Consider the following 17604-nt stretch of genomic DNA (forward strand, 5'->3'; position numbering starts at 1 on the left):
CTTTCGTCTAGTGGTCTGGTCGTGTTCAGATCACACGCCGTAGACGAACGGCATGACCAGGCCGATGAGGGCGAGCGCCTCACAGAAGGCGAAGCCGAGGATCTGGTTGGCGCGGATCAGACCGGCGGCTTCGGGCTGACGGGCCAGCGCCTGGGTGCCGTTACCGAAGATGATGCCGACGCCCACGCCGGGGCCGATGGCGGCGAGGCCGTAACCGATGGAGCCGAGCGAGCCGGAAACAGCGGCAAGGGTCTGGGACATGCCAGTTCTTCCTTTTCTTTACCGGACCGGTGGGGGTTGGCCACCGGACGAATATTGGAGAGGAGGGGTGCTCAGTGCTTCTCGGCGAGCGCGCCCTGGATGAAGCTGCAGGTCAGGAGTACGAAGACGTACGCCTGAAGGGCCTGGACGAAGAGCTCGAAGGCCAGCATCACCAGGACCATGACGAACGAGACACCCGCGTACGCGATACCGATGCCGTTGAGCAGGTACCAGGTCGCGATGGTGAAGAGCACGAGCAGGGTATGGCCCGCGAACATGTTCGCGAAGAGTCGCACGGCGTGGGTGAACGGCCGGACGAGGAGGTTCGAGAAGAGCTCGATGGTCATGGCCAGCGGCAGGACCGCGCCGAGCGACTTGTCGTAACCGGTGAAGTTCTTGAAGGCGCCCACGAAGCCGTGACGCTTGAACGTGATCGAGACCCAGACGATGTAGACGATGAGCGCGAGGACCGCCGGGTAGGCGATGATCGAGGTCACCGGGAACTGGGCCAGCGGGATGATCGCCCAGAGGTTCATCATCCAGATGAAGAAGAAGAGGGAGACGATCAGCGGGACGTACTTCTCGCCCTCCCGCTTTCCGATGGTCTCGTAGACGATGCCGCGACGGACGAAGTCGTATCCGGTCTCGGCGATCATCTGGAGCTTGCCGGGGACGACCTTGGGCTTGGCGAAGGCGGCCCAGAAGAACCCGATGATGATGATCGACCCGAGCAGGGCGAGCAGCATCGGCTTGTTGAAGTACAGGTTGCTGTCCGCGTCGCCCCAGATGGGCTTGAACAGGAACGAGTGCAGGCCGGGAGCCGGGAAGCCACAACCGTCGAAGATGTGGCAGTCGGTCTCGAAGGCGAGCACCTGCGTCGGATCAGCACTCACCGCGGGCTCCTTCGTGGCGCATAGGTACGGCAACCTCGTTGTGTCGGCGCGGCGCGCAGCCGCGGTTCGGCACTGGACTGGTGTAACGGATGTGAGGGCGGCGATCGGGCATCAAGCCTCGCGCTGCAGGCGTCAGCTTGGATGCCCGCGCCCGCGATGCCGCAGTTGGCACCGGACGATAGCAGTAAGTCGATCGTGCCCTTATACCGGCCCTACCCCTCACGTCGAAGACCCGGACTTCGCGGGCTTGTCAGCCTTCGAATCCTCGGGTTCCACGTAGAGAATCTTGGCCTTCATATGGGCGCGGGCCTGGGCCCCGATCCACACGAGGGTGGCGGCGACGAGTGTGGCCGCGAACGTCCTCGCGTTGAACAGGGTGGTGTCCTTGAACGCCGCCATGAAGATGAAGAGCAACAGGATCTGGGCCGTGTACAGCATCAGGCCCATGGCCTGGAACAGGTGCGGCAGGGACCTGGCGGTGCGTTCGAGCACCACGAGCCCGATACCCATGAAGAGGATCACGATCACGGTCGCCACGACCGCCCCCAGCGCTCCCTTGCCGCCCGCGACCACTCCGCTGATCACAGCGGCTACCGCGCCTACGGCAGCGGTGGGTACGGCGGTCTGGATGACGGTGCGTGCGTCTTGGGACGGCATGGCGGCAGCTCCGCTTACTTGATGGGGGCGTGTGTCGTCATGGACGAGCGTAAACCCGGAAATCGAGAGGGAACCTCGGTCCAATGGGCCGTCGCACTACGGTCCTTCGGCGCTATCCCGGGTTCTCGTGAACGGTATCACAAACTATTTGATGAGGTCTTTACCTATGAAGTGTGCCCACTGTCACACATGAGAGTGACCTTGCCCACCTGTGCATGACAGGCGGGGAGTTGTCTGCTATTGGCGCGGTATGACCGCACGGGACGCCTCGTTCCGCACCCACGTGCACGCGACCCACTGTCAACGGACACTCACACAGGGCTCGTACGGGTCACGTCCGGCAACGCGAAGCGGCCCGTACCGTCGACGATACGGGCCGCTGGAAGGTGTCTCAGCGACGGCTGCCGGCCCGCCCGCGGTCACGCAGACGGGAGCGCAGACCGGACGCTGTCGAGCCGTTGACGCCGCCGGCCCGGACAGAGTCGGAGGAAGCGGACGAACTGCCCGGCTTTCCGGCGCTGTTGGCGATCTTGGACCCGTTGTCCGCACCGGGCTCACGCGCGTCGTCCGTGTCACGGGCGCCGCCCGCGCCGGTGAATGTGCCGGAACCGTTATGTCCACCGGGCGCTGAGCCGTCGCGCGCGCCCCGGGAGAGCGCTCCCCCCGCCGCCACACCCGCCGGCACCGGGCCGTCCGCCGCCGTGCCGGACTCCTCAGGAGAGCCCGACTCACCTTCGCCGTAAGGGAGTTGACCGTCCAGCGGGCGCTTGCGGCGCCGGTAGCGGGGCGGGACGAAGCTCTCCGCCCAGCGGGGCGCGCGCGGGGTGAAGCGGGGCAGCAGGAGCAGTACCAGGCCGACCGCGCTCAGTGCCGCGACGGCGAGGACGATCCACATCGACGCGGCGTTGACGGAGTACGCCAGCGTCCCGAACGAGATCAGGGCCGCCCAGAAGTACATGATCAGCACCGAGCGGCTGTGGGAGTGCCCGATGTCGAGGAGCCGGTGGTGCAGATGCCCGCGGTCGGCGGCGAACGGCGACTGCCCGCGCCAGGTGCGGCGCACGATCGCGAGGACCAGGTCGGCGGCCGGGATGGCGATGATGGTCAGCGGCAGCAGCAGCGGGATGTACACGGGGACGGTGGCGTGCACGACCTCGCGCAGCCCGACGTCCCCCTCGGTGAAGAGGCTGTCGGGGTCGACCTGGCCGGTGATGGAGATGGCGCCGGCGGCCAGCACCAGGCCGATGAGCATCGATCCCGAGTCGCCCATGAAGATCCGGGCGGGGTGCATGTTGTGCGGCAGGAAGCCGAGGCACATCCCGATCAGGATCGCGGCGAACAGCGTCGCGGGCGCGGCGGGCTCCAGCCCGTAGCCGTACCAGATGCGGTAGGCGTACAGGAAGAACGCCACCGAGGCGATGCACACCATGCCGGCGGCGAGGCCGTCGAGGCCGTCCACGAAGTTGACGGCGTTGATGGTGATCACGACAAGGGCGACGGTCAGCAGCGTCGACTGCCACTGGGTGAGCGCGACCATGCCGACACCGGGGACCGGCAGCCACAGGATGGTGAGGCCCTGCATCACCATGACGCCGGCGGCGATCATCTGGGCGCCGAGCTTGATCAGCGCGTCGATCTCGAACTTGTCGTCCAGGACCCCGACCAGCCAGATCAGCGCGGCCCCGGAGAGCAGGGCACGCGGCTCGTTGGAGCTGGTGAAGACCTCGGAGAGGTTGGTCAGATGGTCGGCGACGAGAAGACCCGCGCACAGCCCGAAGAACATCGCGATCCCGCCGAGCCGGGGCGTGGGCTCCCGGTGCACGTCACGGGCACGGATCTCGGGCATCGCTCCGGCCACGATCGCGAACTTCCGCACCGGACCTGTCAGCAGATAGGTCACCGCGGCCGTGATACAGAGCGTCAGCAGGTATTCACGCACAGGCTTCCCCACAGGAGTCTTCGGCCAGCTCAGCCCCACAGCCTAGCCTCGGGTGCATATGGATGGGGACTTCCGGGTAGCGAGCATGGTTGCACGGAGAACGTACGCTCCCCGTATGTCCCTGCCCGGCTACCCGCCCCGGCCGGAGGTACGTCACCCCGGGGCATCCGGGTACGGCGGGCACCCGTGGACGGGTTCCCGCACCTCCGCGCGGACGGATCTGCCGGCGATCTTGCCACGCAGCGCCGCGGCGAACAGTACCGCGATCCTCACCACCCCCGGTTCCGCCCCCGCCCCGAGCGGTCACCGCGGCCCTGCCGGGCGCGACCCGCGGCCCGCCGCGCCGGGCCGGGCGCAGAGTGCCCAGGACGGTCCCCGCAGCCGCGGACAGGCCCCGGCCGGGCCCCGGGCGGAGCCGCGTACGGCCCGGCGGCCCGTGCGCGGATCACCGGGCACGGGCGGCGGCGTCACATCCGGGCGGTGACACCCGTCAGCGCGGTGACGACCGGGTCGAGGGCCTCATGGATCTCGTCGCCGATGGACCGGAAGAACGGCAGCGGCGCCCCGTACGGGTCGTACACCTCGTCGGCCTCGGCGGACGGGGCGAGCCGCCAGCCGCGCAGCGCGGCGGCGGCCCGGACCAGGGCGCGGGCGCGTTCCACGACACCGCCGTCGAGCGGATCGGGCAGGGTCGCCGGGTCGATGGCCCGCACCAGCCGGGTGAACTCCTTCAGGGTGAAGGTCCGCAGACCCGCCGAGTGACCCATCGAGATGACCTGGGCACGGTGGTCCCGGGTCGCAGTGAGCACGAGGTCGGCGCGGATCACATGGTCGTCGAGGAGTTCCCGTCCGGTGAACCCGCTGGCGTCGGCGCCGAAGTCCGCGAGGACGGTCTCGGCGTTGGACTCCATGGGCGCGCCCTCATGGCCCCAGGTGCCCGCGCTCTCCACGACGACACCGCCGCCGAGCGGGTCCCCGAGACGGTCGATCAGGGCATGACGGGTCAGCCGCTCGGTGATCGGTGAGCGGCACACATTGCCGGTACTGACGTGGAGGATGCGGAACGTGTCCCCGATACCGGTGACCCCCGTGCCTATGCCACGCCCCTCAGGGGCCGTCAATTGGCCACCTCGAGGTCGGGTACGACCTTGCGCAGCTCGTCCGCGTCGAGGGCACCGGCACGCAGCAGGACGGGCACCTTCCCGGTGACGTCCACGATGGACGAGGGCACGATGCCGGGGGTCGGACCGCCGTCGAGATAGACGGAGACGGCGTCGCCGAGCATCTGCTGGGCGGCGTCGCAGTCCTCGGGCGCGGGGTGCCCGGTGAGGTTCGCGGAGGACACGGCCATCGGGCCGACCTCGGTGAGCAGTTCGATGGCGACGGGGTGCAGCGGCATCCGCACGGCGACGGTCCCGCGGGTGTCCCCGAGGTCCCACTGGAGCGACGGCTGGTGACGGGCGACGAGGGTGAGGGCGCCCGGCCAGAACGCGTCCACGAGCTCCCAGGCCCGCTCGGAGAAGTCGATGACGAGACCGTGCAGGGTGTTCGGGGAGCCGACGAGGACGGGGGTGGGCATGCTGCGCCCGCGGCCCTTGGCGTCGAGGAGGTCGGCGACCGCCTCGGAGCTGAAGGCGTCGGCGCCGATGCCGTACACGGTGTCGGTGGGCAGCACGACCAGCTCGCCACGGCGGACGGCGGACCCGGCCTCACGCAGACCGGTGGTGCGGTCGGTCGCGTCGTTGGTGTCGTATCGCCGTGCCATCTAGCGGGCCTCCTCGTGCGCGTACTGGGTCGGGGTGCGGGGCCGGGACGTCACGGTCGTGCCTTGCGCGCGGTCGCGAATCGGGGCCGGTTGTTGAGGTCGGGGTGATCTGCGGCGTCGGCCCAGCCCGCTTCCTCGCTGAAGATCCACGGCACCTGGCCGCCCTGGGTGTCGGCGTGCTCCACGACGACGATGCCGCCGGGACGCAGCAGGCGGTGCGCGGTGCGTTCGAGGCCGCGGATGGTGTCGAGGCCGTCGTCGCCGGAGAACAGCGCCATCTGCGGGTCGTACTCGCGGGCCTCCAGCGCGACGTACTCCCACTCGGTGAGGGGGATGTACGGGGGGTTGGAGATGACGAGGTCGACCTGGCCGTCGAGTTCGGGCAGCGCGGCGAGCGCGTCGCCCTGGTGGACGGCGACCCGGGAGCCCTCGGCGTTCTTGAGGGTGTACTTCAGGGCGTCCTCGGAGAGCTCGACGGCGTGCACCTTGGAGCGGGGCACCTCCTGCGCCATGGCGAGGGCGATCGCGCCGGAGCCGGTGCACAGGTCGACGATGAGGGGTTCGACGACGTCCATCGCGCGTACGGCGTCTATGGCCCAGCCGACGACGGACTCGGTCTCCGGGCGGGGCACGAACACCCCGGGTCCGACCTGGAGCTCCAGATAGCGGAAGTAGGCGCGTCCGGTGATGTGCTGGAGGGGTTCGCGGGCCACCCGGCGGTTGATGGCCTCCCAGTAGCGGGCGTCGAAGTCGGGGTCGGGGACGGAATGCAGCTCGCCCCGCTTCACGCCGTGCACGAACGCGGCGAGCTCCTCGGCGTCGTTGCGCGGCGAGGGCACGCCCGCGTCGGCGAGGCGCTGGGTGGCCTGGGCCACCTCAGCGAGCAGCAGACTGCGGGGGCCTGGGGGTCGACCCCCAATGGGTGGCTGCACGCGAGGTCCTCCGGGGCTGGGCTGTTCTGGGGCGTCGGGCTGGGCGCCCCTCGGGTGTTACGCGGCCGCCAGCTTGGCGGCGGAGTCCGCGTCGACGCACGCCTGGATGACGGCGTCGAGGTCCCCGTCGAGCACCTGGTCCAAGTTGTACGCCTTGAAACCGACGCGGTGGTCGGAAATCCGGTTCTCGGGGTAGTTGTAGGTGCGGATCTTCTCCGACCGGTCGACGGTGCGCACCTGGCTGCGGCGGGCGTCGGCGGCTTCCTTCTCCGCCTCCTCCTGGGCCGCGGCGAGCAGTCGTGAGCGCAGGATACGCAGGGCCTGCTCCTTGTTCTGGAGCTGGCTCTTCTCGTTCTGGCAGGAGGCGACGACACCGGTCGGCAGATGGGTGATGCGCACGGCGGAGTCGGTGGTGTTGACGGACTGCCCGCCGGGGCCCGAGGAGCGGTAGACGTCGATGCGCAGATCGTTGGGGTTGATCTCGACGTCGATCTCCTCCGCCTCCGGGGTGACGAGCACTCCGGCGGCCGAGGTGTGGATACGGCCCTGCGACTCGGTCGCGGGCACCCGCTGCACCCGGTGGACGCCGCCCTCGTACTTGAGGCGGGCCCAGACGCCCTGGCCGGGCTCGGTGGCGCCCTGGCCGCCCTTGGTCTTCACGGCGACCTGGACGTCCTTGTAGCCGCCGAGCTCGGACTCGGTGGAGTCGATGATCTCGGTCTTCCAGCCGACGCGCTCGGCGTAGCGCAGATACATCCGCAGCAGGTCCCCGGCGAACAGCGCGGACTCGTCGCCGCCCGCGCCCGCCTTGACCTCAAGGATCACGTCCTTGTCGTCGTTGGGGTCCCGGGGGACGAGCAGCAGCCGGAGCTTCTCGGTGAGCGCGTCGCGCTGCTTCTCCAGGTCCTTGACCTCGGCGGCGAAGTCGGGGTCCTCGGCGGCCAGCTCGCGGGCGGTGGTGATGTCCTCGCCCGTGCGCTTCCAGGAGCGGTACGCGCCGATGATCGGGGTCAGCTCGGCGTAGCGCTTGTTGAGCTTGCGCGCGTTGGCCTGGTTGGAGTGCACCCCGGGGTCGGCGAGCTGATGCTCCAGGTGGGTGTGTTCGTCGACGAGTTCCGCGACGGCCTCGAACATCTCCGGGCTCCTGATCTGCCTACGGCTGTGGTGGCCGGGGTTGCCTGCCGGGGTGGTGGTGCGGGTCTGCTGGGGCGCGGGGCGGTGGACGGCGCCCGGCCAGGAAAAAAACGCCGGTCCCGGCCCGCCCGGGGGCGGCCGTGGACCGGCGCTGTCGGCTCGCTACTTCTTGGCGGCCTTGCCGAAGCGGGCCTCGAAGCGGGCCACGCGGCCACCGGTGTCGAGGATCTTCTGCTTGCCCGTGTAGAACGGGTGGCACTCGGAGCAGACCTCGGCGCGGATGTTGCCGCTCTGGATGGTGCTGCGGGTGGTGAACGACGCGCCACAGGTACAGCTGACCTGGGTCTCGACGTACTCGGGGTGGATCTCGCGCTGCAAGGTGACTCCTAGGTTCGGGAGGGCTCCGGGTCGCCGACGCCTGCTGCGCGGGCGTGAACCGGGGCCGACGTACCAGTCTGCCAGGACTGGCCGCATCCCCCAAAACCGGGAGGGGGCCGCCGGTATTCCCGGGCGGCGCCCGGGGGCGGTCGCGGTGGTGCTCAGGGGGCGCCGGGGTGGTGCCCGGGGGCGGCCGGGCGGGGCTCAGAGGCGGCCGGGGCGGGGCTCAGAGGCGGCCGGGGCGGGGCTCAGGGCGGGTCGCCGACGATCCCGGCCGTGTCCCGCTGGTCGGCGGCCGAGCCGTCGACGGCGGCGGCGGGGATGGGCCGGTCGGCCTTGAGGGCGTTCCAGACCATGGTGTCCTGCCTGGTCAGCGGCAGGACGCGGTTGGGGTCGGCGGGGTCGTAGCGGACCGGGAGGGTGATCATCGTCAGATCGTCGGAGCCGATGTTCTTGAGGCCGCCGGCGAATCCGGCGAGCTTGGTGACGGAGTCGAGGTCGGAGTCGGTGGTGACCGCGCCGGTGGCGGCGTCCGCGACCCCGAAGAGCTTCGTGGGGTCGGAGAACAGGCCGACGCCCTTGATCCGGTCGAGCAGTGCCCCGAGGAACGCCTGCTGGAGTTCGATCCGGCCGAGGTCGCTGCCGTCGCCGACGCCGTGCCGGGTGCGGACGAGCCCGAGGGCCTGTTCCCCGTCGAGGGTGTGGGTGCCGGCGGCGAGGGTGAGACGGCTCTTGGGGTCGTCGATGGCGCGGGTCGTGGTCACCTTCACCCCGCCGAGGGTGTCCACCAGCTTCTTGAAGCCGGTGAAATCCACCTCGACGTAGTGGTCCATCCGGATGCCGGACATCGCCTCCACGGTCTTGACCGCGCAGGACGGGCCGCCGACCTCGTACGCGACGTTGAACATCTCGCCCGACGCGGCGGGCACCGTGCGCCCCTTGCCGTCGGCGCACGCGGGCCGGTCCACGAGGGTGTCGCGGGGGATGGACACGACGCCGGCCGTCCGGTGGCCCTTGTACACATGCACGACCATCGCGGTGTCGGCACGGGCCGCCCCGTCCTCATGGCCGTACTCGGCGTTGGCGCCGGAGCGGGAGTCGGAGCCGAGGAGCAGCAGGTCCATGGAGCCGTCGGGCTTGTCGCGGGGGCGGTCGGTGCCGAGGACGGAGTTGATGTCGATGCCCTTGATGTTGCCGTTGAGCGTGACGTACACGTAGCCGAGGCCGATCCCGCCGAGGAGGGTGAGGCCCGCCGCCGTCCACGCCGTGACGACCAGTGCCCGGTGGTGCCGGCCGCGCGGACGCCGCCGGCGCCCGGGGGCGGGCGGCGGGGGCTGGCCGGCCGCGCTCTCGTCGGGCATCGGCACCTCGGCTCTCGGTGGGGACTCGTCCCCTCCAGGGTCGGCCGGGCGCCCCGGATCCACCAGTCGGGCGAACACCACGACGAAACCGTCCGTGACCCTGGGTGACGGGAGCGGGTCGCGCGGTCACGGAGGGTGCCGTCGTAGGAGTCTTCAGCCGAGCAGGTCGTAGCGCTGGTAGCCGCCGCCGACCCGGATACGGGGGGCGAAGATGTCGCGCGACGCCTTGCCGGTGCCCGGGTACAGGAAGAGGTTCCCGGCGCGGGAGCGGGCCAGGAAGTCCGCCCTGCCGTCCCCGGTCACATCGCCGGGCGCCGCGAAGCCGTTGTACTCCACCCAGTCCCGCACATGCCGCGGTACGGCGAACGGGTGGGTGACGCTCCCGGTGCCCTCCAGCAGGTACAGCTTGCCGTCCTTGGTACGGGCGAACAGGTCCGTGCGGCCGTCGCCCGTGAAGTCGCCGTGCCCGCGCAGCGAGTTGTACACCTGGTACCCGCCGCCCGCGGCGACCGGACGGGCCAGCGAGCCGTCCCCGTTGCCCCGGTGGATATACAGCGTGCCGCTGGCGGTGACGGTCAGCAGATCGGGGAACCGGTCGCCCGTGACATCGCCGGGCACCACGAGGAAGCGGTGCGCGGACCAGTCCCGCGCGATACGGGTGTCCCGCCAGGCCCCGCCGGGTGTGTCCTGCCGCCGCCACAGGACGGCCCCGTCGTCGGTACGGCGCATGACGAAGTCCTGGAGGCCGTCCCGGTCGAGATCGCTCTGGAGGACGACGTCGTACGCGTGCCACGCGCCCGGCACGGGGACGGGCGCCGCGAAGCGGTGGCCCGCCGAGGCGTGCGCGTATCCCCCGCCGCCGGTCCGGGTCCGGGCGAAGAGGTCGGCGCGGCCGTCCCGGCCGAGGTCGGTGTCGTCGACCTGGGCCCGCAGCTGCGGCTGGTACGCGGAGACCTTGCCGAACACCTCGTGCGTACCGGAGACATGGCACACCTGCTCACCGCGGCTCATCCCCCAGGACACCACCCCGACGACCTTGTTGCCGGTGACCAGCGGGCCGCCGGAGTCCGCCGGACAGCTCGTCAGCCCGGTCACGTCGTCGCCGGTGCCGAGCTGTCCCGCGCAGAACATCCCGTCGGCGGCGCGGAAACCGGTACCGAGGTTGACGCGGCAGACCGGGTCGGCGTTCAGCGGCACGGTGACCTTCTGGAGGACCGGCGCGATACGCGCGGTGTCCTCGCGTGAGGCGGTCAGGCCCCAGCCGTAGGCGACGGCGTCGGTCCCGGCCTTGTACAGCGCGGTGTCGGCGGGGCCCGCGAGTTCCAGGGTGGTGTGGGCGACCGGCCGGGCCAGGGTCAGCAGCGCGATGTCATGGGTGAACGTGCGCGCGTCGTAGCGGGGATGGACCCAGGCACGGGTCACGTCGATCCGCCGCGCCGCGTTCGGGGCGGTGACGCTCCGGTTGGTGCCGACGGCCACCTCCCCGCGGCGCTCCCAGTCCTGACGGGCGCCGGTACGCGGATCGTCCAGGCAGTGCGCGGCGGTGAGGACCTTGTTGGGGGCGACAAGCGTCCCGGCGCACACGAAGTGCTTGCCGTACCCGGGGGCGTCGTACACGAGCTGCGCCATCCAGGACGCGGTGCTGTTGCCCGCGACGGTGACCCGGGGGGACGCGGTGGTTCCCGGTGAGACGGTCGGGGCGGGGGTGGCGGAGGCCGTGTCGGTGCCGGGCGGCGGCTTCACCGTCTCGCCCGTGAGAGCGGCGGCCTCGGGGGCCGCCGGGCTGTCGTAGGAGGTGACGGCGAAGGCCGCGCCGCCCAGCAGCGCGAGCGCGGTGGCCATGGCCGGCAACAGCCGTCCCACCCGCCGCCGTCGCCCCTGTCCCGTGCCCACGCGCGTCCCCCGTGTCCCGTCCCGTGTACCGTCCCGCGATCGTACCGACGCCCGCGGGCCGCCCCGTACCCGCACCGGCCCCGCGATCGCTGCCGCGGCCGCCCCGGGAGCCCCCGCGCCACCCCGGGACACGACAGGGCCCCGACCGGTGGACGCGAACGTCACCGGGCGGGGCCCTGTACCCGACCGACGGATCAGTCGTTGTTGTTGCTGCCCTGGGAGGGCGTCGTCTTCTGGATCTGGAGCAGGAACTCCGCGTTGGACTTCGTCTGCCTCATCTTGTCCAGCAGCAGCTCGATCGCCTGCTGCTGGTCCAGCGCGTGCAGCACCCGGCGCAGCTTCCAGACGATGCCCAGCTCGTCGGGGCTGAGCAGGATCTCCTCCTTGCGGGTACCGGACGCGTCGACGTCCACCGCGGGGAAGATGCGCTTGTCGGCGAGCTTGCGGTCGAGCTTGAGCTCCATGTTGCCGGTGCCCTTGAACTCCTCGAAGATCACCTCGTCCATCCGCGAGCCGGTGTCGACCAGCGCGGTGGCGAGAATGGTCAGCGAGCCGCCGTCCTCGATGTTGCGCGCCGCGCCGAAGAACCGCTTCGGCGGGTAGAGCGCGGTCGAGTCGACACCACCGGACAGGATGCGGCCGGAGGCGGGCGCGGCCAGGTTGTAGGCGCGGCCCAGACGGGTGATGGAGTCCAGCAGCACGACCACGTCGTGACCGAGCTCGACCAGGCGCTTGGCGCGCTCGATGGCGAGTTCGGCGACGGTGGTGTGGTCCTCGGCGGGCCGGTCGAAGGTCGAGGAGATGACCTCGCCCTTCACCGACCGCTGCATGTCGGTGACCTCTTCCGGACGCTCGTCGACAAGGACGACCATCAGGTGGCACTCGGGGTTGTTGTGCGTGATGGCGTTGGCGACCGCCTGCATGATCATGGTCTTGCCGGTCTTCGGCGGGGCCACGATCAGACCGCGCTGGCCCTTGCCGATCGGCGACACGAGGTCGATGATCCGGGTGGTCAGCACCCCGCCCTCGGTCTCCAGCTGGAGCCGGTCCTGCGGGTACAGCGGCGTCAGCTTGTTGAACTCGGGGCGTCCGCGGCCGAGTTCGGGCGCCATGCCGTTGACGGAGTCGAGGCGGACGAGCGCGTTGAACTTCTCGCGGCGCTCGCCGTCCTTGGGCTGGCGGACCGCGCCGGTGATGTGGTCACCCTTGCGCAGCCCGTTCTTGCGGACCTGCGCCAGCGACACGTACACGTCGTTGGGGCCCGGCAGATAGCCGGAGGTCCGGATGAACGCGTAGTTGTCGAGGATGTCCAGGATGCCCGCGACGGGGATCAGGACGTCGTCCTCGTTGATCTGCGGCTCGCTGGTGCTGCCGCCGACCATCTCGTCACGGCCGCGCCGGCCGCGCCGGTCCCGGTAGCGCCCGCGGCGGCCACGGCGGCCGCCCTCGTCGTCGAAGTCGTCCTGCGGGCCGTTGCCGCGGTCGCGGTCGGGGCCGCGATCGCGGTCCCGGTCCCGGTCACGGTCCTGGCGCTCCTGGCGGTCCTGACGGCCGCCGCCCTGCTGCTGACGGTCCTGGCGGCCGCTCTGCTGCGGGCCCTGCTGGTCGTCGGCCTTGCCACGGCGGTCACGGTCGCGGCCACGGCGGTCACGGCGGTCCCGACGGCCCTCCGCGTTGCCGTCGGAGCCGTCGGTGCCCTTGTGGTCGGCGGGCGCGTCGGTGCGCGCCTCGGCGGTGACCGTCTCGGGGCTGCCGGCGTCGGCGGTGGCGCGGCGCCTGCGGCGCTCGCCCGCGGGGGCGTCGTCGCTGGCGGGCTGGCCGGGGATCTCGATCTGCTGCTGGGCGGCGGCGGGGGCCTCGGCGGCCTGCTCGGCGCTGTCCGTCTTGGCGGCGCGGCTCGCGCGGGTGCTCTTGGGGGCCTCGGCGGCGTCGTCGTTGCCGGTGTCGTCACCGGTACGGGCCTTGGAGGCGGCGCGGCGCTTCGGCTTCTCGGCACCGGCGGGGGCCTCGGCCTTCGCGGGGGCGGCTCCGCCGCCCGCCTGGGCCTCCTTGATGACCTCGATCAGCTGGCTCTTGCGCATCCGCGCGGTGCCCCTGATCCCGAGGCCGGAGGCCACCTGCTGAAGCTCGGCCAGCACCATGCCCTCAAGGCCGGTGCCGCGGCGGCGCCGTCCGGAGGTAGCACCGGTGGCAGGCGCGGCAGAGGCGTCCGTGGCGGGCGCGGCAGCGGTATCGACCGTGCTGTCGGCACTCACGCCCATCAGATCGGTGGTGTCGCTCACGAAGGGTCCTTCCCTGGAGCGGACGTCGGCCTGTCTGGCTCGGCGACCGGTTGTGCTGTCCGGCGGTGGTCCTCGCTGTGTGGACCGTGCCGGGGCGGTGGTCCGCCAAACGGCGGAGGGAGATTTCTGGTGATGGCGCTACCCGGAGCCGTGCCACGGACGTGCTGTGTCACGCGGCTCGGTCGCGCCGGTTCCGGAGCGTGTAACGCAAACCGTTCGGTGCGGGGCACAGAGCGGTTCGGGAGGCTCCCGGAAGGATGGTTGTCCCTGACGGGGACACGAAGCACCTCGCCATGGTGGGGTCGGGTGCAGACTTGAGATTAACACTACCGGACCCAACAAACATTCCCCCTCTCCAAATCCGGCATGCCTGTCAGTGGGCGAGCGGCAGCACGCTCGCGCCCGCCGCGTCGAGGGCCAGCCGGTTGGCCGCCCACCCGTCGCCCGCCAGCCGGGCGACCTTGTCGGCGGACGCCTCGTCGGCCAGCGCGAGGACCGTGGGACCCGCGCCGGAGATCACCGCGGGGATGCCGTCCGAGCGCAGCCGTTCGACCAGCGCAGCGCTCTCGGGCATGGCCGGGGCTCGGTAGTCCTGGTGGAGCCGGTCCTCGGTGGCGGGCAGCAGCAGCTCGGGACGGCTGGTCAGGGCCGCGACGAGCAGGGCGGCACGGCCCGCGTTGGCGGCGGCGTCGACATGCGGGACGGTACGGGGCAGCAGCCCCCGGGCGGTCTCGGTGAGGACGGGCTTCCCGGGGACGAAGACCACCGGAACGATGGAACGGTCGGCCTCCAGTCGCAGGGCGCGGGCCGCGCCGCCCTCCATCCAGGAGAGCGTGAAGCCGCCGAGGAGACACGCGGCGACGTTGTCGGGGTGGCCCTCGATCTCGGTGGCGAGCTCCAGCAGGGCGGTGTCGTCGAGCCTGCTGTCGCCGCCGGTCGTCACCGCGCGGGCGGCGACGATACCGGCGCAGATGGCGGCGGACGAGGAACCGAGGCCCCTGCCGTGCGGGATGCGGTTGGCGCAGACGACCTCAAGTCCGCGCGGCTGTCCGCCGAGCAGGTCGAAGGCGGTGCGCAGGGAGCGCACGAGGAGATGGCTCTCGTCACGGGGGAGCGTCTCGCTGCCCTCGCCGGCGATGTCGACGTGCAGTCCGGAGTCGGCGACCCGGACGACGACATCGTCGTAGAGCCCCAGTGAGAGGCCCAGAGCGTCGAAACCCGGGCCGAGATTGGCGCTGGTGGCGGGGACGCGCACCCTGACGGCGGCGGCGCGGAAGGCTGGACCGGCCATCGCTCGATGACTCTCCTTGAGCTGCGTGGTGGCATTCGATGTGCTGCGTGGTCGTTCTCGGTCGCACCGCACCCGGGGGCCGTCGAGCGGCGCGCCGCGGCATATGCGGCGGGGGTTGGGTACAGCCTATCGAAGGAAGGTTGCGCGGCGACATAGGGCGCACAGGAGGCGCACGATGCGTGTCGTAGGCCCGTCGTGCACCCCGCCCCACCGGCTCCCCCCGCCGGGATGGGGGGACCGGCGCACCTCGCCGCCGGTACGGGAGGCCACGCGGGGGACGCGCGCCCCCGTGCGGTCTCCGCGCTGTCGCCGGACTGTCTTTCCGGACCGTCTTTTCCGTACTGTCGCCGCGCGGGTCCGGTGCGGGCCCCGGTCGGGCCCGGCGCGGGTCGGGTACGGCTGTGCGCATCCCCGGGCCCTGGTCGGACGGGGCCCGGGGTGTGCGGTCTACGCGAGGCCGAGGCGCTCGGCCGCGACCTCCGCGTCGACGGGTACGGTCACCGGCTGCGGCGCTCCGGCGACGGCCCAGTCGGGGTCCTTGAGGCCGTTGCCGGTCACCGTGCAGACGATGGTCTGGCCGGGGTCGACCTTCCCGGCCTCGGCGGCCTTCAGCAGACCGGCGACCGAGGCGGCCGACGCGGGCTCCACGAAGACACCCTCACGAGACGCCAACAGCTTGTAGGCGCGCAGGATCTCACGGTCCGTCACCTCGTCGATGAACCCGCCGGACTCGTCCCGCGCGTTCAGCGCGAGCTGCCAGGACGCCGGGTTGCCGATCCGGATCGCGGTGGCGATGGTCGAGGGGTCCTTGACGATCTCCCCGCGCACGATGGGCGCGGAGCCGGACGCCTGGAACCCCCACATGCGGGGCGTACGGGTGGCGGGGCCGTCGGCGAGGTATTCGCCGTAGCCCTTCCAGTACGCGGTGATGTTGCCCGCGTTGCCGACCGGGAGCACATGGAGGTCGGGGGCGTCACCGAGGGCGTCCACGATCTCGAAGGCGGCGGTCTTCTGGCCCTCGATACGGACCGGGTTGACCGAATTGACCAGCGCGACCGGGTAGTTGTCGGACAGCGCCCGCGCGAGCGTGAGGCAGTCGTCGAAGTTCCCGTCGACCTGGAGGATCTTCGCGCCGTGGACGAGGGCCTGGCCCATCTTGCCGAGCGCGATCTTGCCGCGCGGCACGAGCACCGCGCTGACCATCCCGGCCCGTACGGCGTAGGCCGCGGCGGACGCGGACGTGTTGCCGGTGGAGGCGCAGATGACGGCCTGGGCGCCTTCCTCCTTGGCCCGTGTGATGGCCATGGTCATGCCCCGGTCCTTGAAGGACCCGGTGGGGTTCGCCCCCTCGACCTTGAGGTGGACCTCGCAGCCCGTGCGCTCGGAGAGCAACTGCGCGGGTACGAGCGGCGTACCGCCCTCACGGAGCGTCACGATCTCCGTGGTGCCGGTGACCGGCAGCCGGTCCCGGTACTCCTCGATGATTCCGCGCCACTGGTGGGTCATTGCTGCTTACTCTCCTTCAACCCGCATGATGCTGGCGACTCCCCGCACCGTGTCGAGGCGGCGCAGCGCCTCGACGGTGCCGCTGAGCGCGGCGTCGGCGGCGCGATGGGTGACGACGACGAGAGACGCATCCCCGCCCCCGTCCATTCGGCCCTGCTGGCGAACCGTATCGATGGACACACCGTGCTCGGCGAAGACCGTCGCGACCTGGGCGAGGACGCCCGGCTTGTCGGCCACGTCGAGGCTGATGTGGTAACGCGTGACGACCTCGCCCATGGGGCTCACCGGCAGCCGGGTGTACGCGGACTCGCCGGGGCCCTTGGCCTCGCCGAGCCGGTTGCGGCAGACGGCGACCAGATCGCCGAGGACGGCGGACGCGGTGGGGGCGCCGCCCGCGCCGGGGCCGTAGAACATGAGCTGTCCGGCGGCGTCGGCCTCCACGAAGACGGCGTTGTAGGCGCCGCGCACGGAGGCCAGCGGGTGGCTGAGCGGGATCATCGCGGGGTGCACCCGGGCGGTGACGGACCCGCCGTCGGCCGCGCGCTCGCAGATGGCGAGGAGCTTGATGGTGCAGCCCATCGCCCTGGCGGAGGCGAAGTCCGCGGCGGTGACCTCGCTCATGCCCTCGCGGTACACGTCGTCGAGGCGGACCCGGGTGTGGAAGGCGATACCGGCGAGGATCGCGGCCTTGGCGGCGGCGTCGAAGCCCTCGACGTCGGCGGTCGGGTCGGCCTCCGCGTAGCCGAGCGCGGTGGCCTCGTCCAGGGCCTCCTGGTAGCCGGCGCCCGTGGAGTCCATCTTGTCGAGGATGAAGTTGGTGGTGCCGTTGACGATGCCGAGGACGCGGTTGACGGTGTCCCCGGCGAGCGACTCGCGCAGCGGCCGGATCAGCGGGATCGCCCCGGCGACGGCGGCCTCGTAGTAGAGGTCGCGGCCGTGCTCCTCGGCGGCGGCGTGCAGCGCGGCGCCGTCCTGGGCGAGGAGCGCCTTGTTCGCGGAGACGACGGAGGCGCCGTGCTCGAACGCGGTCATGATCAGGGCGCGGGCGGGCTCGATACCGCCGATGACCTCGACCGCCACGTCGATGTCACCGCGTTTGACGAGGGCGGTGGCGTCGGTGGTGATGAGCGCGGGGTCGATCCCGGCACGGACCTTCGACGGCCGCCGTACCGCGACCCCGGCGAGCTCCACGGGGGCGCCGATACGGGCCGCGAGGTCGTCGGCGTGCGTCGTCATGATGCGCGCCACCTCTGAGCCGACTACCCCACAGCCCAGCAGCGCCACCTTCAGCGGACGCGTACGCATCATCCGA

The 17604-nt window shown here is 71.3% G+C and carries 15 protein-coding genes; all 15 read right to left on the reverse strand.

Annotated features, from left to right (window positions below; all coding sequences use genetic code 11):
* Window positions 1-30: 30 nt before the first annotated feature.
* Window positions 31-261 carry an ATP synthase F0 subunit C gene (gene atpE, locus OG711_RS12430; protein ID WP_031039373.1) on the reverse strand — a complete coding sequence of 77 codons (231 nt, stop codon included), beginning with the start codon at window positions 259-261 and terminating at the stop codon, window positions 31-33.
* Between the two features lie 71 nt (window positions 262-332).
* Entirely contained in the window at window positions 333-1154 is an 822-nt protein-coding gene (gene atpB, locus OG711_RS12435) for a F0F1 ATP synthase subunit A (RefSeq protein WP_073784982.1), read from the reverse strand.
* 219 nt (window positions 1155-1373) lie between these two features.
* Window positions 1374-1811, reverse strand: coding sequence for a hypothetical protein (locus OG711_RS12440; RefSeq protein ID WP_073784980.1), 438 nt, complete (start codon window positions 1809-1811; stop codon window positions 1374-1376).
* Window positions 1812-2202: 391 nt separating this feature from the next.
* Entirely contained in the window at window positions 2203-3750 is a 1548-nt protein-coding gene (locus OG711_RS12445; protein ID WP_329559262.1) for an undecaprenyl/decaprenyl-phosphate alpha-N-acetylglucosaminyl 1-phosphate transferase, read from the reverse strand.
* Between the two features lie 467 nt (window positions 3751-4217).
* Complete coding sequence (locus tag OG711_RS12450) at window positions 4218-4871, reverse strand: arsenate reductase/protein-tyrosine-phosphatase family protein (RefSeq protein ID WP_073784978.1); 654 nt, start codon at window positions 4869-4871, stop codon at window positions 4218-4220.
* The gene (locus OG711_RS12455; protein WP_073784976.1) at window positions 4868-5515 is read right to left on the reverse strand and encodes an L-threonylcarbamoyladenylate synthase; all 648 of its coding nucleotides are present in this window, start codon (window positions 5513-5515) and stop codon (window positions 4868-4870) included. Before OG711_RS12455 ends, OG711_RS12450 begins: the two co-directional genes overlap by 4 nt.
* Before the next feature lie 50 nt (window positions 5516-5565).
* Window positions 5566-6447: a peptide chain release factor N(5)-glutamine methyltransferase gene (prmC, locus tag OG711_RS12460; RefSeq protein ID WP_099280054.1), complete on the reverse strand. Its 882-nt coding sequence runs from the start codon at window positions 6445-6447 to the stop codon at window positions 5566-5568.
* 57 nt (window positions 6448-6504) lie between these two features.
* Complete coding sequence (gene prfA, locus OG711_RS12465; protein ID WP_073784972.1) at window positions 6505-7581, reverse strand: peptide chain release factor 1; 1077 nt, start codon at window positions 7579-7581, stop codon at window positions 6505-6507.
* 162 nt (window positions 7582-7743) lie between these two features.
* Window positions 7744-7959 carry a 50S ribosomal protein L31 gene (gene rpmE, locus OG711_RS12470; RefSeq protein ID WP_073784970.1) on the reverse strand — a complete coding sequence of 72 codons (216 nt, stop codon included), beginning with the start codon at window positions 7957-7959 and terminating at the stop codon, window positions 7744-7746.
* Window positions 7960-8207: 248 nt separating this feature from the next.
* On the reverse strand, window positions 8208-9320 hold the full coding sequence (locus OG711_RS12475; RefSeq protein ID WP_329559263.1) for an LCP family protein: 1113 nt from the start codon (window positions 9318-9320) through the stop codon (window positions 8208-8210).
* Between the two features lie 153 nt (window positions 9321-9473).
* Entirely contained in the window at window positions 9474-11162 is a 1689-nt protein-coding gene (locus OG711_RS12480) for a trypsin-like serine protease (RefSeq protein WP_329559264.1), read from the reverse strand.
* 245 nt (window positions 11163-11407) lie between these two features.
* A complete protein-coding gene (gene rho, locus OG711_RS12485; RefSeq protein WP_073784966.1) occupies window positions 11408-13495 on the reverse strand; it encodes a transcription termination factor Rho in 2088 nt (695 codons plus the stop codon).
* 373 nt (window positions 13496-13868) lie between these two features.
* The gene (gene thrB, locus OG711_RS12490; RefSeq protein WP_073784964.1) at window positions 13869-14786 is read right to left on the reverse strand and encodes a homoserine kinase; all 918 of its coding nucleotides are present in this window, start codon (window positions 14784-14786) and stop codon (window positions 13869-13871) included.
* Between the two features lie 447 nt (window positions 14787-15233).
* The gene (gene thrC / locus OG711_RS12495; RefSeq protein WP_073784962.1) at window positions 15234-16292 is read right to left on the reverse strand and encodes a threonine synthase; all 1059 of its coding nucleotides are present in this window, start codon (window positions 16290-16292) and stop codon (window positions 15234-15236) included.
* Between the two features lie 6 nt (window positions 16293-16298).
* Window positions 16299-17600: a homoserine dehydrogenase gene (locus OG711_RS12500; RefSeq protein WP_178390950.1), complete on the reverse strand. Its 1302-nt coding sequence runs from the start codon at window positions 17598-17600 to the stop codon at window positions 16299-16301.
* Window positions 17601-17604 lie beyond the last annotated feature (4 nt).

This window comes from Streptomyces uncialis, assembly GCF_036250755.1.
GTDB lineage: Bacteria > Actinomycetota > Actinomycetes > Streptomycetales > Streptomycetaceae > Streptomyces > Streptomyces uncialis.